Below are 14,271 nucleotides of genomic sequence, written 5' to 3'. Positions count from 1 at the left end.
GACGGGGGCCGGCTGTGGGCGGTCAGAAGTTCCCCAGCCCGCCGCAGACGTTGAGGGCCTGGGAAGTGACGGAGTCGGCGGTCTCGGTCACCAGGTAGCCGACCATTCCGGCGACCTCCTCGGCCGTGGAGTACCGGCCGAGCGGGATCTTGGCCTGGAACTTCTCCAGAACCGCTTCCTCGGTGGTCTCCCAGTGCCGGGCGTAGCCCGTGCGCACGCGCTGCGCCATGGGCGTCTCGACATAGCCTGGGCACACCGCGTTGACGGTGATCCCGCTGCCGGCCAGTTCGTTGCCGAGGGACTTGGTGAAGCCCACCACACCGTGCTTGGAGGCCGAGTAGGGGGCCGCCAGCACCACGCCCTGCTTGCCCGCCGTAGAGGCGATGCTGATGACGCGTCCCCATTCCTTGTCCCGCATGCCGCCCACGGACAGCACGTCCCGGGTGACGTGGAAGACGCTGTTGAGGTTGGTGTCGATCACGCGCTGCCACGCCTCGTCGGTGAGGTCGGCGGTCACTCCCCCGCCGCCGGTGCCCGCGTTGTTGACGAGGATGTCGATGCTGCCGAACGCCTCGACCGCGGCCCCGACCATCTCGCGCACCTGTGCGGCGGAGCTGACGTCGCAGTCGACTCCCGCGACGTCGTGGCCCTCGGAGCGGAGGTCCTCGACGGTCAGCTTCACCTGGTCTGCGCTGCGGGCACACAGGAACACCCGGTGGCCGCGGGCGGCCAGCAGCCGGGTGACCGCCAGACCGATGCCGCTCGTCGCTCCGGTCACCAGGGCCGTCCTGCCGTTCCGGTCACTCATGTCTTCTCCTCGTTCGATAGGGGCGTCATTCGATGCGGACGTCGGGCACATAGCTGATCCAGCGGCCGCCGCCGGCGCGGAAGGCCGACTCCTTGCGGAGGATCTCGTCCTTGTGGTTCCAGGCCAGCAGCAGCGCGTAGTCGGGATGGCTCTCGCGGAACGCCTCGGGCCCGCGGATCGGGATGTGGGTGCCGGGGGTGAGCCGTCCCTGCTTCTCGGGCGTGGAGTCGCAGATGTACGAGATCAACTCGGGCCCGATGCCGCAGTAGTTGAGCAGCGTGGTGCTCTTGGCCGTGGCGCCGTATCCGACGACGGACCCGCCCTGCTCGGCGATCTCCCGCAGGGTTCGCACCAGGTCGGTGCGGAGCTTGCGGACCGCGTCGGCGAAGCCGGAGAGGGTGGCCGCCTCGGTGATGCCCTGGGCGGTCTCCCGTTCGATGAGCCGCGCCACCGCGGGCGCGGGCTCGCGGGCGCCGGCGTGTGCGAGGGTGCAGCGCAGTTCGCCGCCGTGCACCGGGATCTCCTCGACATCGACGAGTTCCAGGCCGTAGCGCGCTGCCATGTCCTGCACGGAGCGCGCGGTGAAGAAGAAGATGTGCTCGTCGTAGATCTGGTCGAACGAGGCGCGCCGCACGATGTCGCCCAGGTAGGGGTCCTCGAAGACGAAGACGCCGTCAGGTGCGAGCAGGTGCTTGATGCCGCGCAGGATCGAGTCGAGGAAGTCGATGTGCGAGAAGGTGTTCGCGGCGAAGATGACATCGGCCCTGCCGTCCTCGGCACGTACCCGCCGGGCCAGTCCCTCGTCGAAGAACTCGCTGCACACCCGGATGCCGTGGGCGCGTCCGACCTCGGCGACATCACCGCACGGCTCGACGCCCAGGTGCCGCACCCCGGCCTTGGCGACGGTGCGGAGCATGATGCCGTCGTTGCTGCCCAGCTCCACGATGAACGGGTCAGCGCCGGTCAGCTCCTCGCGCAGGAAGCGCTGTGCCACCTCCTCGAAGTGGGCGCGCATCACCGTCGAGCCGGAGGAGCGGTAGGGGTAGGCCTGGTGGAACATCCGGTCATGCCGGACGTCCTCGACCAGCTGCGCCATGGAACAGTCGCCGCACAGCGCGACGGCCAGCCGGAAGCGGAAGGCGTAGAGCTCGTCGTCCCGCTGCCGCGGGGGCACGAAGGCGTTGCCCATGGGCTGCGGGCCCAGATCGAGGAACTCGTGCAGCGGGCCGCCGCAGATGCGGCAGCTTCGGGTCTCGGACAAAGTGGCTCCTCAAGTGGTGGATGATCCGGGCGGCGGCCCGGCCGCCCGGGCCGCCGCCAGCAGCTGTGCGCCGTGCTCGCCGAGGAAGGCGCGCAGCGCCTTCCGCCACGGGCGGTTCAGCCGCTGCGCCGTGGCCGGTACGCGTGCGGTGGCGAGCGGGGTGCGGTGGGGGCGGCGTGGCTTCGGCCCCGGCGCCTCGGGGGCGGGGCGGGGAAGGGCGGGCAGGCCGAGTTCGCCGACTGCGGCGCTCGCCAGCTCGTACCAGCTGGCGGACCCCTCGTTGACGAGGTGGTACGGCCCCCCGGCCACCTCGTGCGCCACCAGCTCGACCAGAACCCGGGCGAGGTCGAGGGTGTAGGTGGGCGACATCACCAGCGAGTCGACGACCGAGGGGGCGTGGCCCGCGGCGGCCTGGCGCAGGATCTGCTCCAGGAACCCGGGCCGCCGCCTGGTGCTGGGCGGTGGCGGCCCGAACAGCGCGGCGGTGCGCACCACGAGGTGCCCGGCCTCGGCGTTGAGCGTCTCGCGTTCCCCCGCCAGCTTGGTCACCCCGTAGGTCTGCACCGGGTGGGGCGGGGCCGTCTCGTCGTACGGCGTGGCAGCGGTGCCGTCGAAGACGTAGTCGGTGCTCAGATAGACGCAGCGGATCCGGCGTTCGGCGCAGGCGGTGGCGAGCACCCGCGCACCCACGGCGTTGACCTGGTACGCGCGCTCGGGTGAGGTCTCGCAGGCGGCGACGCCGGTGAAGACGGCCGCGTTGACGACGACGTCCGGGCGGGTGGCGGACAGCAGCCGGCGCACCTGCTCCGGGCTGGTGACGTCCGCGTCCCCGCGTCCGGCGCGTACGGCCTCGCGCACCCGGGGGTCGGCGGCCGCCACCCGGGCGACGGCCGAGCCCAGCAGCCCCTCGGCGCCCACGACCAGCCACCGGGGCCGCGCGGGGTACGTCCCGGTGGCCGGGGAGTACATCGGCGGGCCGCCCGGCTCAGTCGGGACGCTCGGCGCGCAGGTGCCACACCGGCATGGTGGCCTTGCCCTGGTCGTCGAGGGCGAGGCGGGCCAGGCTCTCCTCGATCGCCTCGTCGTCCGGGTACTCCGACTCGATCACGGCCCGGATGTCGGCGGGCCCGAGCGAGCTGGAGTAGGTGGCCGGTTCCACGGAGCGCACCTTCCAGCGGCCGCCGACGACCTCGCGGAGGCTGTCGGCTGTGTGCCGGTGCGGCCCGGGGAAGGGAGCCTCGAACTCCGCCGCGAAGGCGAACAGGTGCAGCACGGCGCCGGGCCGCGCCGCCCGGTGCAGCGCGGCGATGTAGGGCTCGCGCCGGTCGGCGGCGAGCGAGTGGTAGCAGGCGCTGTCCACGATGGTGTCGAACCGCCCGGTGTACCCCTCCAGCCGGGTGGCGTCGGCCACCACGAAGTCGACCGCGACCGAGGCGGCCGCCGCACGCTGCCGGGCCTCGCGGACCGCCGTCTCCGCGATGTCGACGGCGGTGACCCGGTGCCCTCTGGAGGCGAGGAAGACGGCGTTGTCGCCGAGTCCGCAGCCCACGTCCAGCACGTCCCCTGTGAGGTGGCCCGCGTCGTGCGCGGCGACCAGGGCCGGCTGCGGGCGGCCGATGTCCCACGGCTTGGGCTGCGGCTTCGGCTCAGCGCCGGTGTAGATGCGCTCGAAGTCGTACTGCTCGGGAATGTGTTCGGACCGGTACTTCATGAGCCCTCCGTTGCGGGTGCGGCGGATGTCGACGGCAGGCGGACGGACAGCGCGTGCCGGAAGACCTCCAGCGGGTCCCAGGTCTCCTTCACCCGCTGGAGCGCCGGGTAGTTGTCCCGGTAGTAGAGGTCGTGCCACGGCGCTCCCGAGGTGTTGCGGGCCGGGTCCGCGAGGTCGGTGTCCGGGTAGTTGATGTAGGAGCCGTCGGTGCGCGGCCCCGGTGCCGGAACCCCGCCGGTGTCGGCGAACAGCTCCTCGTAGAGACCGCGCAGCCAGGCCAGGTGCCGCTCGTCCTCGGCGGGGTCGTCCCACGCTGCCGAGTAGGCGGCCTTGATGACGGAGTCGCGCTGGGCAGAGGAGGTCTCGGCGGGGCCGACGGCGTTGATGGCTCCGCCGTAGCCGTTGAGCATCATCAGCGACTCCCGGCCGAAGTAGTCCTCCTTGGTGAACCAGCGGTGCAGCGTGGCCAGTTGCTCCTCGCTGTAGGCGGTCCGCAGGTAGGCGGCCTTCGTCTTGAGGCGCGCGCCCATCACCGGGCCCGAGTCGGCCTGCCCCATGAAGCGGCTTCCGGTCAGCCACGGCAGGTGCTTGCGCAGTACGAACGGCTCGGTACCGGAGCCGGCGTTGACGGCCCTGAGGAAGCCGGAGAGTTTGGCCTCCGCCTCGGGATCGTCGTCGACATGCTGCGCGAACAGGGTCAGTCCGCCGCCGGTCCTGTGCCGCACCCACAGCGAGGCGAACAGCCCGGCGAAGGGCGTGCCGTGTGCGCTGTGCTCGGCGTGCCAGTCCATGAAGTTGCCGGTGATACGGGCGAAGGCGGCCGGGTCGCACTGGTCCCAGGACCAGTTGGCCATGGCGATGCGCAGCGCTCCGGGTGCGCGGGGCAGCAGACCGGCGGGGTCCGTCCCGGTCGTCTCCTTCGATCTCGTCCAGAAGCGGGTGACGATCCCGAAGTTGCCCCCGCCGCCGCCCGTGTGGGCCCACCACAGGTCCCGGTTGGGGTCGTCGGGTTCCCGGGTGGCGACCTGGGTGCGCACCGTTCCGGTCCGGTCCACATGGACGACCTCGACGGCGTAGAGGTGGTCGGCGACCAGCCCGTGCAGCCGCGAGAGCGGGCCGTAGCCGCCGCCGGTGATGTGCCCGCCCATGCCGACCGCCGTGCACACCCCGGCCGGGAGGGTCACGCCCCAGTTGCGGTACAGGGACTTGTAGACGTGCCCGACGGTGGCCCCGGCCTCGATCGCCACCGCGTTCATCCGCGGGTCGTAGGAGACGTCCGTCATCAGCGACAGGTCGATGACGACCCGGACATCCGAGCCGGCCACGAACGCCTCGGGGCAGTGGCCACCGCTGCGTACGGCGACCCGGCTGCCGGTCGCCAGGGCGCCGCGCAGCGCCTCGGCGGCCTGCTGTGCCGAGCGCACCAGCACCACCCGGTCGGGCTGCCCGACGAATCGGTGGTTGTCGCCGCGCACCAGTTCGGCGTACCGGGGGTCCTGCCGGTCGACCACGACCGGTCCGGACGGTACGGGCGCGCCGGGCGCGGTGGCCGCCTCGGCGCCGAAGACGGCGGTCACCGCTCGCCGGCCGGCTGACCGGGCGCGGAGCGCGCGAAGACCACCTCGTAGGTGTTGGACGACCGGGAGGTCAGCAGCGGCCGCGCCGTGGCGCGCATCCGCCGGGCGTGCACCGGCCGTTCCTCCTCGGGCATGGTGTGGAACGCCTCGTAGGCGGCGCGGCTCTCCCACTGCGCGTAGTTGACGACGAGGTCGCCGTCGAGGGCGCGCAGGATGGAGTTCGAACGGTAGCCGGGTACTTCGTGCATGTACTCGTCGGGCTTGGCGAACAGGTCGACGAGCGCGGCCTGGTTCCCGGGCTCGACCCCCATCAGGACGATCACCGTGAAGTCGTCGCGGTCGGGCGAGATCTCGATGGCGTCCAGCGACGGGTGCTTGTGCGTGGCGACGACCTCGGTCTTGAGCAGGTGCACCGAGGTGGTCAGCTCGGTGAAGTAGGGCACGGTGTTGTGCTTGAAGTTCTCGCCCTCGTAGCGCTCCTGGAGATCCTCCACGCTGCGCCACTGGATGTAGTTGGCCGCGCAGGGCTTGTCGAGGCCGCCGTGCAGCGTCGAGGAGCGCCAGCCGGGGTAGTTCGCCCCCTCGATGATCCCCTGCATGGTGTTCAGCAGGGTCTCCTGGTCCTCGCGGGTGGCCGTGTCGAACAGGTTGAAGACGGTGAGGGCTCCGTTGTCCGGGTTGATGAACGGCATCTGTGTGCGTGCCTCCGTCGGGAAGAAGGACGGGAATGAAGAGAAGAAGGATGGCGAGAAGGGTGCTCAGGCCGGGACGGCTTCGACCACGCTGTGCAGGCCCGCCGGGACGATCCGGCCGAGCCGCAGGCCGACGCGGGAGAAGAGGGCCGCGAACTCCTCCTCGGTGCGCTGCCGGCCGTCGCACAGCAGCAGCATGTTGAGGTCCATCAGGGTGACCGTGGCCGGCGGTGTGCCCTTGGCGGGCATCACGGCCTCGACCAGCAGCACCCGGCCGTGCGGTGGCAGGGCGCGCCGGCAGTTGGCGAGGATCTGCTCCGAGCGCTCGTCGTTCCAGTCGTGGATGACGTTGGAGAGCAGATAGGCGTCGCCACCCTCGGGTACGGACGCGAAGATGTCACCGGCGCGGATCTCCACCCGGTCGCCGACGCCCCGGCTCTCGAACGTCTGCCGGGCGTCCTCGACCACACCGGGCTGGTCGTAGAGCGTGCCGCGGATGCCGGGGTTGGCGGCCAGCACGGCGGCGAGCAGAGCACCCCGGCCGCCCGCCACATCGACGAGCGAGTCGATACCGCCGAAGTCGTAGGCGTCCACGACCGGCGCTATCAGCTGCCGGGACGCCTCGGTCATGGCGTCGTCGAAGACCCGCGCGACCTCGGGGTGCCCCCGCATGAAGTCCCATACGTCCTGGCCGTGCACCCGCTCGAAGGCGGAGTCACCGGTGCGCACGCTGTCGGCCAGGCCGACCCAGGTGGCGCGGTCGGCGGCGAGACCGACCCAGCGTGCGAAGTTGCGCATCGAGGTGGGCGAGTCGCTGCGCAGCGCCTCGCCGACCTGAGTGAGCGCGAACTCGCCGGGCGCCTGCTCGGTCACCAGGTCGAGGGCGGCACAGGCCCGCAACAGCCGGTGCAGGGTGGGCGGGTGCGCGTCGATCTCCTCGGCGACGGCCTCGACCGGGCGCGGGCCGGCCGCGAGCGCGTCGGCGACGCCCAGTTCGGCGGCGGCGCTCACGGCGGCTGCCAGCCAGCTGGAGGTGGCCAGTTGCAGCACCCGCACGGAAGGCGGGGGTCCTGGCGGTGAGGAAGGCATGACTGCGGGACCCTTTCGATCGGGTGGGTGAGGTGGGATTCCGGCCGGGCCGGCGGGTCAGCCGGCGAGTGCCTCCAGGTCGGCGACGACCGTGTTCGGGGAGGGCATCCCGGCCAGTTCGAGCGACAGCTCGCGTGCCCGCTTGGCGTAGCTCTCGTCGGTCAGGATCGAGCGGCAGGCCTCCAGGGTGTTGGCGGGGGACGCGGCGTCCCCGTTGAGGGCCACGGCCGAGCCCTGTTCCTGGAGCAGGCCGAGGGACTCCTCGAAGGCCCGGAACCGGTTCACCACCACCTGGGGGGTGCCGGCCGCCATGGCGTTGAGCGCGGTGAGACCGCCGGCGTGCACGACCGCGTCACAGGTGCGGGCCAGGAACTCCATGGGCACCCAGCCGCTGCGCACCTCGGGGAACCGCTGCCTGAGCTGCTCGGCCGCGGTCTCGTTCGCCGCCACCACGATCTCCGCGTCCAGCTCGGAGAGGCTTTCCACCAGCCCGCACAGGTAGTCGAACAGCTTCGGCATGGACGTACGGAAGCTGCCCAGCGTCACGCACACCCGCCGACGCCCGCCCGCGCGGTACATCCACGGTTCGAGAGGCCGCTGCCGGTTGCCCGGCACCCACCGCATGGGGCGGCCGGCCTCGGCGGATGCGGGGATGAGGCTCGGCGGGCAGATGTCGAGGAACAGATCGGGAGCGGGCAGCCGGTCGAGACCCAACTGCTCCAGCTCGGGGCCGAGTTCCTCGTCTACGTACTGCCGGACGCCGTCGAAGTGGAGCCAGTCCCACGCCTGCCGGACGTAGGGAACCGAGAGCCGGGCGCCCAGCAGGGGCCCGGCGTGCGCGTCCGTACCGCCGACGATCAGATCGGGGCGCCAGGCACCGGCGAGTTCCACCAGGTCGTCCAGGCTGACGGCCGCCTGGCGGCCGAACCACCGGCCGACGTAGGGCAGTTCCTCCTCCGGCGTCCAGGGGAAGTCCAGTGTGCCGCCGGGCCGGTCCGGCAGCTGCTTGATGCTGTCCGTGGTGTGTCCGGTGGCGACGGCGACCGCCGGCAGACCCACCTCCGTGATGGTGGGCGTGAGTTCGCCGAACGACGCGAACAGGATGTCGTGGCCGGCGTTGCGGATGGCCGTGGCCAGCGGTGCGAGGGCGAACACCCCCGCGGGGCTCGTTCCCGCGGCGATGAAGAGGACTCTCATGGTTCTCCTTGGCCTGGTGGTCCTGCGGCAGGGTCGATTGGTCCCGCGGCTGGGGCTACTGGTCCTGCAGAGGTGGCGGCACGAGTGCGCGTGGCGGCATCAGTGCGCGTGGCGGGGCCCGGGAAGGCCGACGACATCCGAGTGACTCGATGAGGTGACTCGGCGGGGCGACTCGAGGAGCGGTGGGGCTCCGCTGGGGCCTCGCTCGAAGAGGCGGGGCAAAAAAGAAGAACTCCTGGCGTGGTCACAGGAGTTCCAATCTGAGATACAGCTTCTTCGCCGCAGGTCGACTTGTCAAGGGGTCTCGTTGAACTGGCCTCGGACCGGGGCGACTCGAGGCCGCACGGGGTGACCCCGCACGGGGCGCGAGCGCCGAGCTCGCGCGCCCTCGCACGCTCCTCGCGCGTTGACAACAGCACCGCGATAAAATAACTTCACCACGGAGATACCCCAGAGTGGAGGAACCGTGAACGGCACCCCAGAAGCCCCTCCCACCACCCGCCAGTGGCTCGGTCTGATCGCCGTGTCCCTGGGTGTGGCCCTGATCGTGGTGGACATCACGATCGTCAATGTGATCCTGGCCCCGATCATCGACGACCTGAAGATCGACTCCGTCGAGGCCCAGTGGATCCAGGAGTCCTACGCGATCTCCTTCGCCGCGCTCCTCCTGCTGACCGGTCGCCTCTCCGATGTGTTCGGCGCACGCAAGGTCTTCCTCGTCGGCCTGGTGGTCTTCGGGCTGACCAGCCTGCTGGCCGCCGCCGCGCCCAGCGGCGGCATCCTGATCCTCGCCCGCTTCCTCCAAGGCCTCGGCGCCGCCGCGATCCTCCCCACCTCGCTCGCACTGGTGAACGCCACCTTCACCGGCCGCGCCCGCGGCCAGGCCTTCGCCATCTGGGGTTCCACCATCGGCGCGGCCGCCGCCGTCGGACCGCTGCTCGGCGGCTGGCTGGCCGACTTCTCCTGGCGCTGGGCCTTCGGTATCAACATCCCGCTGGTGGCGCTGATCATCGCCGGCACGCTCGTCTATCTCGACGCCTCGCCGCGGCTGCGGGCCCGCATCGACGCGGTGGGCAGCGTACTGTCGGTCGTCGGCCTCGGCCTGCTCGCCTTCGCCCTGATCGAGGGGCGCACCTACGGCTGGATGAAGACCATCGAACCGCTGGAGCTGGGGTCCTTCACCTGGAGCGCCGACCCGTCACCGGTCTTCGTGGCCTTCGCCGTCTCCGCCGTGGCCCTGGTGCTGTTCTGGCTCAGGCAGGCCGCGCTCGGGAAGGCGGAGAACGAGCCGCTGATGGACGTACGGCTGTTCTCCATCCGCTCGTTCCGCAACGGGAACTTCGTCACCCTGCTGGTGGGTGTGGGCGAGTTCGGGATCATCGCCGTGCTGCCGCTGTGGCTGCAGTTCGCCCTCGGCTACAGCGCCTTCCAGGCGGGCCTGGCCCTCGTCGCGCTCGCGGGGGGCAGCTTCTTCGCCAGCGGCGCCAGCTTCTCGATGGCCGCCTCTGTCCCCGCGCTCCAGCAGGTGCGGATCGGCCTGGTGCTGGAGGCCGCAGGGCTGGTGATGCTGGGACTCATCGCCGCCACGGACAGCGCCTGGTGGCTCATCGCCATCTCGCTGTTCATCTACGGCATCGGCGTCGGCTTCGCGACCGCCCAGGTCACCAATATCGTCCTGGTCGACGTGCCGGTACGCAGTGCCGGGCAGGGTTCCGGGATCCAGAGCGCGGCCCGGGAGCTGGGCTCGGCCCTGGGCATCGCCATTCTCACCACGCTGTTCTTCACCACCCTGGCGTCCGACCTCAAGGACCGGCTCGGCGATGCCGGTCTGAGCGGCCCGCAGGCCGACCAACTGAGCGACGTCGTCACCAAGAGCGCCGGCTCGGTCATCCCCTCCCTCTCCGACAACCCGCGCACAGCGGACGCCGCCGAGGCGGCGCGCGAGGCCATGGCACACGGCCTGGAACTGGCCAGCTACGTCTGCGCGGCACTGCTCGTACTGGCCCTCGCCGCGACGCTGTTCGTCGCGTCGAAGAAGCCGACGGCAGCGGCGGCGGCCGAACCCGCGTTGCAGAACCAGGAGTCCAGCGCGGGCTGACACCCGGCGGGTCCGCCGCCGCGACCGGCGGCAGACCCCCACCTGAGCCGGCGTCCGGCACCACGAGGTACCGGACGCCGCGGGCGACCCGGCCGACTCCCCCGACGGCCGGGTCGCTCATTTTCGTGTGCCGTGGGCAGGGGCGTGTGCCGCGATTGAGCGGCGGCTTCCGCGATTACCATGCGCGGTCGGCGGCGAAGAAATACAAAAAGCCGCGCGGAACGCAGGAAGCAGCACATGAGAAACGCAGCAGCAATCATGACGGTTTCACTTGTGGCAGCTGCCGGAGGTGAACTTGGATAAGTAATGTGCGACGCTGGCACGTTGGCCTCGGGGGTTCCTGCGGAATCCCGGGGATATCGGAGGGGATATCAGGCGCTTCGCACGGTCTCAGGGCAGCAAATTCCTATCATGAGGACGATGTCCATGAAGGCTCTCGTACTGTCGGGGGGCGCCGGAACCCGTATGCGTCCGCTGACTCACACCACCGCCAAGCAGCTTGTCCCGGTTGCCAACAAGCCGGTTCTCTTCTACGGCCTGGAGAGCATTGCCGACGCGGGTGTAACCGAGGTGGGAATCGTCGTCGGAGACACCGCCGACGAGATCGAGGCGGCAGTGGGCGACGGTTCCGCTTTCGGTATCGATGTGACCTACATTCGCCAGGAGGCGCCGCTCGGCCTCGCACATGCGGTGATGATTTCCCAGGATTTCCTCGGGGACGACGACTTCGTGATGTATCTGGGCGACAACTTCATCGTGGGCGGTATCACGGAGCTGGTGAAGAACTTCCATGAACACCGCCCCGCGGCCCATGTGCTGCTGACCCGGGTGGCCGACCCGTCCGCGTTCGGAGTGGCGGAGCTGGCCGCGGGCCGGGTGGTCGCCGTCGAGGAGAAGCCGGCCCGGCCCAGGAGCGACCTCGCCCTCGTTGGCGTGTACCTCTTCTCCGCGGCCGTTCACGAAGCCGTCCGCGCCATCGAACCCTCCGCGCGCGGCGAGCTGGAGATCACCCACGCCATCCAGTGGCTGCTGGACGAGGACCGGGACGTCCGGTCGACCGTGATCTCCGGCTACTGGAAGGACACCGGCAATGTGATGGACATGCTGGAGGTCAACCGGACGGTGCTGGAGACGCTGGACCACCACGTCGCGGGCGAGGTGGACGAGGCGAGCCAGCTCATCGGCCGGGTACGGGTCGAGGAGGGCGCGTGCGTGCGCCGTTCGCGGGTGGTCGGCCCGGCGGTCATCGGCCGGGGGGCGACCGTCACCGACTCCTACATCGGCGCCTACACCTCGATCGGTGAGAACTGCAGCATCAAGGCCAGCGAGATCGAGTTCTCGATTCTCCTGCGCGGCGCGTCGATAGAGGGAATGGGACGGATGGAAGCCTCCTTGATCGGACGGAACGTCAACGTCACACCAGCCCCCTCCGTCCCGCACGCACACCGGTTCGTGCTGGGCGACCACAGCCTGCTCCAGGTGTCGTCATGACGGCCACCAGGATTCTGGTCACCGGAGGGGCGGGCTTCATCGGCTCCCACTATGTGCGGACCCTGCTGTCCCCCGGGCACCCGGCCGGTGATGTCACCCTCACGGTGCTGGACAAGCTGACCTACGCGGGAAACCCGGCGAATCTCGATCCGGCGCGGGCCGATCCGCGGTTCCGCTTCGTGCACGGCGACATCTGCGACGTGGAGCTCGTCACCGCGCTGATGGCCGAGACCGACCAGGTGGTGCACTTCGCAGCCGAGTCGCACGTGGACCGTTCCATCAAGGGTTCCTACGATTTCGTGCGCACCAATGTGATGGGCACCCAGGTGCTGGTCGACGCGGCGATGCGGGCGGGTGTCAGTACTTTCGTGCACATATCGACCGACGAGGTGTACGGCTCGGTCGCGCACGGCTCGTCGGCCGAGGACGATCCGCTCAACCCCACGTCGCCCTATTCGGCCTCGAAAGCGGCCGGCGATCTGCTGGTACTGAGCCACTACCGCACCCATGGCTACGATGTGCGCGTCACCCGGTGCTCCAACAACTACGGGCACCACCATTTCCCGGAAAAGGCGATACCGCTCTTCGTGACCCATCTGCTGGACGGCAAGAGGGTGCCGCTCTACGGGGACGGGCTCAATGTGCGGGACTGGCTGCACATCGACGACCATGTGCACGGTATCGAGCTCGTACGGACCAAGGGCCGGGCCGGGGAGGTCTACAACATCGGCGGGGGCACCGAGCTGACCAACGTGGAGCTGACCCGGCGTCTGCTGGCCGAGTGCGGGGAGGACTGGGACATGGTCGAGTTCGTGGCCGACCGCAAGGGACACGACTACCGCTACTCGGTCGACTGCGGCAAGATCCGGCAGGAGCTGGGCTACCGGCCGCGCAAGGACTTCGCCACGGGGCTGGCCGAGACGGTGGCCTGGTACCGGGACAACCGCGCGTGGTGGCAGCCGCTGAAGGACCGGGCGGTGCTGTAGAGCAGGGGCGTTGCCGCGGGCCCGCGGCGGGGGCCCGCTCCGCTTCTCCCGCTGTTCGGCTCCAGGGGGCCGAGTGGTGCGGCCTTTCCGGGACTTCGCGCACACCGTGACGTGCGTCACAAAGAATTCACCGAAAAGCCGGGCAACTGCCCGGCGGCGCACTTTATGCCCGGCGGCCGTCACGGCTCTTTTCTCCGGGGTGCGGAAATCGCCGGTCAGTGCGGCGTGTTCAGCGCTTAGGATACAAGTACGGGCGCATCATCCAATGTCGCTCCGTACTCAACTGTCCGCACATCACAGCCTTTGCCCGAAGAATTGCACGCCCCTTTACCGGCAGTTCACCTTGCGTATGTCGAACCGCATTCTTCTTCCCCCTTACCGCCTGGAACGCACATGCCCGAGCTCTCCGTCATCGTCCCATGTCACAACGTGCAGGAATTCGCGGAGGACACTCTGAGGAGCCTCGCCGCCAACGCGGGGCCCGCAACGGAGTTCATCCTGGTCGACGACTGCTCCACTGACGCCACCCCCGAGATCCTGGACGCGTGGCAGCGGCGCATCCCCCGCACCACGGTCATCCGGCACGAGGAGAACAAGGGCATAGCGCAGAGCCGCAACAGCGGCATCGACGCCGCCCGTGGCGCCTATCTCACCTTCCTCGACGGGGACGACTGGTACGGCCCCGGCCACCTGGACGCGCTCGTCCGCGTCATCGAGGAACTGGGCTGCGACTTCGTAAGGACCGACCACGTCCAGAGCACCGAGACCACACGCGTGGTGCGCCGCGCTCCGGCGCCGGTGCGCGACACGGTGCTCGACCCGCGGGACGTGATCGCCCCGCCGCAGGCGGAGACGATGGTGGACTATCCGTTCGTCTGGGCGGGCGTCTACCGGCGCAGCCTGTTCGACAACGGCGCGTTGCGGTTCGCGGTCGACCTGCGTACCGCCGAGGACCGGCTGTGGACCTGGCGTCTGCACCTGGCGGCAAAGTCGTTCGCGGCGACCGGGCTGCTGGGCGTCTTCTACCGGCGCGGGGTGAGCACCTCGCTCACCCAGATCCGGGACGCCCGGCAACTGGACTTCATTCCGGCCCATGACGCGCTGCTCGCGGACCTCGCCGCCGACCCCGAGGGCGAGCGCTTCCTGCCCAAGGCGGTACGGACCTACTGCGCGCTGCTCGCCTTCCACCTCGCCCACATCAAGCGCTACCACCGGCCCGTCGCCAGGCGGCTGAAGAAGATGGTCACAACCGCGCTGGACGGTATGCCGCAGGACGTGCTGGAGACGACGCTGGCGGGCATGGACCACGAACGCGCCGACAAACTGCGGCGCTTCCGCACGACGGGGAAGGCGGCCTGACC

At 70.1% G+C, this 14,271-nt stretch carries 12 protein-coding genes; 4 read left to right on the top strand and 8 right to left on the bottom strand.

Annotation, left to right across the window (positions count from 1 at the left end; all coding sequences use genetic code 11):
* Nucleotides 1-22 precede the first annotated feature (22 nt).
* The 8 genes from fabG to HC362_RS28860 form a co-directional block, all read right to left on the bottom strand.
* Complete coding sequence (gene fabG, locus HC362_RS28895) at nucleotides 23-808, bottom strand: 3-oxoacyl-ACP reductase FabG (protein WP_243087105.1); 786 nt, start codon at nucleotides 806-808, stop codon at nucleotides 23-25.
* Between the two features lie 25 nt (nucleotides 809-833).
* Complete coding sequence (locus HC362_RS28890) at nucleotides 834-2,069, bottom strand: class I SAM-dependent methyltransferase (RefSeq protein WP_243087104.1); 1,236 nt, start codon at nucleotides 2,067-2,069, stop codon at nucleotides 834-836.
* Between the two features lie 9 nt (nucleotides 2,070-2,078).
* Nucleotides 2,079-3,038: a dTDP-4-dehydrorhamnose reductase gene (rfbD, locus tag HC362_RS28885; RefSeq protein ID WP_243087103.1), complete on the bottom strand. Its 960-nt coding sequence runs from the start codon at nucleotides 3,036-3,038 to the stop codon at nucleotides 2,079-2,081.
* Nucleotides 3,039-3,054: 16 nt separating this feature from the next.
* The gene (locus HC362_RS28880) at nucleotides 3,055-3,780 is read right to left on the bottom strand and encodes a class I SAM-dependent methyltransferase (RefSeq protein WP_243087102.1); all 726 of its coding nucleotides are present in this window, start codon (nucleotides 3,778-3,780) and stop codon (nucleotides 3,055-3,057) included.
* Nucleotides 3,777-5,357: an FAD-binding protein gene (locus tag HC362_RS28875; protein ID WP_243087101.1), complete on the bottom strand. Its 1,581-nt coding sequence runs from the start codon at nucleotides 5,355-5,357 to the stop codon at nucleotides 3,777-3,779. The genes HC362_RS28880 and HC362_RS28875 overlap by 4 nt, the downstream gene beginning before the upstream one ends.
* Nucleotides 5,354-6,049, bottom strand: a complete 696-nt coding sequence (locus tag HC362_RS28870) for an antibiotic biosynthesis monooxygenase family protein (protein ID WP_243087100.1) — start codon at nucleotides 6,047-6,049, stop codon at nucleotides 5,354-5,356. The genes HC362_RS28875 and HC362_RS28870 overlap by 4 nt, the downstream gene beginning before the upstream one ends.
* A gap of 66 nt (nucleotides 6,050-6,115) precedes the next feature.
* Nucleotides 6,116-7,138 (bottom strand): acetylserotonin O-methyltransferase, encoded by a 1,023-nt coding sequence (locus HC362_RS28865; RefSeq protein ID WP_243087099.1) that lies wholly within the window; start codon nucleotides 7,136-7,138, stop codon nucleotides 6,116-6,118.
* Nucleotides 7,139-7,195: 57 nt separating this feature from the next.
* Nucleotides 7,196-8,335, bottom strand: a complete 1,140-nt coding sequence (locus HC362_RS28860) for a nucleotide disphospho-sugar-binding domain-containing protein (protein ID WP_243087098.1) — start codon at nucleotides 8,333-8,335, stop codon at nucleotides 7,196-7,198.
* Nucleotides 8,336-8,801: 466 nt separating this feature from the next.
* Here HC362_RS28860 and HC362_RS28855 point away from each other — a divergent pair, with 466 nt between their 5' ends.
* The 4 genes from HC362_RS28855 to HC362_RS28840 all read left to right on the top strand — a co-directional run bounded on the left by HC362_RS28855 (nucleotide 8,802) and on the right by HC362_RS28840 (nucleotide 14,269).
* The gene (locus HC362_RS28855; protein ID WP_243087097.1) at nucleotides 8,802-10,433 is read left to right on the top strand and encodes a DHA2 family efflux MFS transporter permease subunit; all 1,632 of its coding nucleotides are present in this window, start codon (nucleotides 8,802-8,804) and stop codon (nucleotides 10,431-10,433) included.
* A 426-nt stretch (nucleotides 10,434-10,859) separates the two neighbouring features.
* Nucleotides 10,860-11,924, top strand: a complete 1,065-nt coding sequence (locus HC362_RS28850; protein WP_243088867.1) for a glucose-1-phosphate thymidylyltransferase — start codon at nucleotides 10,860-10,862, stop codon at nucleotides 11,922-11,924.
* Nucleotides 11,921-12,910: a dTDP-glucose 4,6-dehydratase gene (gene rfbB, locus HC362_RS28845; RefSeq protein WP_243087096.1), complete on the top strand. Its 990-nt coding sequence runs from the start codon at nucleotides 11,921-11,923 to the stop codon at nucleotides 12,908-12,910. The genes HC362_RS28850 and rfbB overlap by 4 nt, the downstream gene beginning before the upstream one ends.
* A gap of 393 nt (nucleotides 12,911-13,303) precedes the next feature.
* Nucleotides 13,304-14,269, top strand: coding sequence for a glycosyltransferase family 2 protein (locus HC362_RS28840; protein WP_243087095.1), 966 nt, complete (start codon nucleotides 13,304-13,306; stop codon nucleotides 14,267-14,269).
* The last annotated feature ends 2 nt before the right edge of the window (nucleotides 14,270-14,271 follow it).

It is taken from the genome of Streptomyces sp. 891-h, assembly GCF_022760275.1.
GTDB classification, from domain to species: domain Bacteria; phylum Actinomycetota; class Actinomycetes; order Streptomycetales; family Streptomycetaceae; genus Streptomyces; species Streptomyces spirodelae.
The sequence above is the reverse complement of the archived record's forward strand: the minus strand, read 5'-3'. Positions and strand labels throughout refer to the sequence as shown.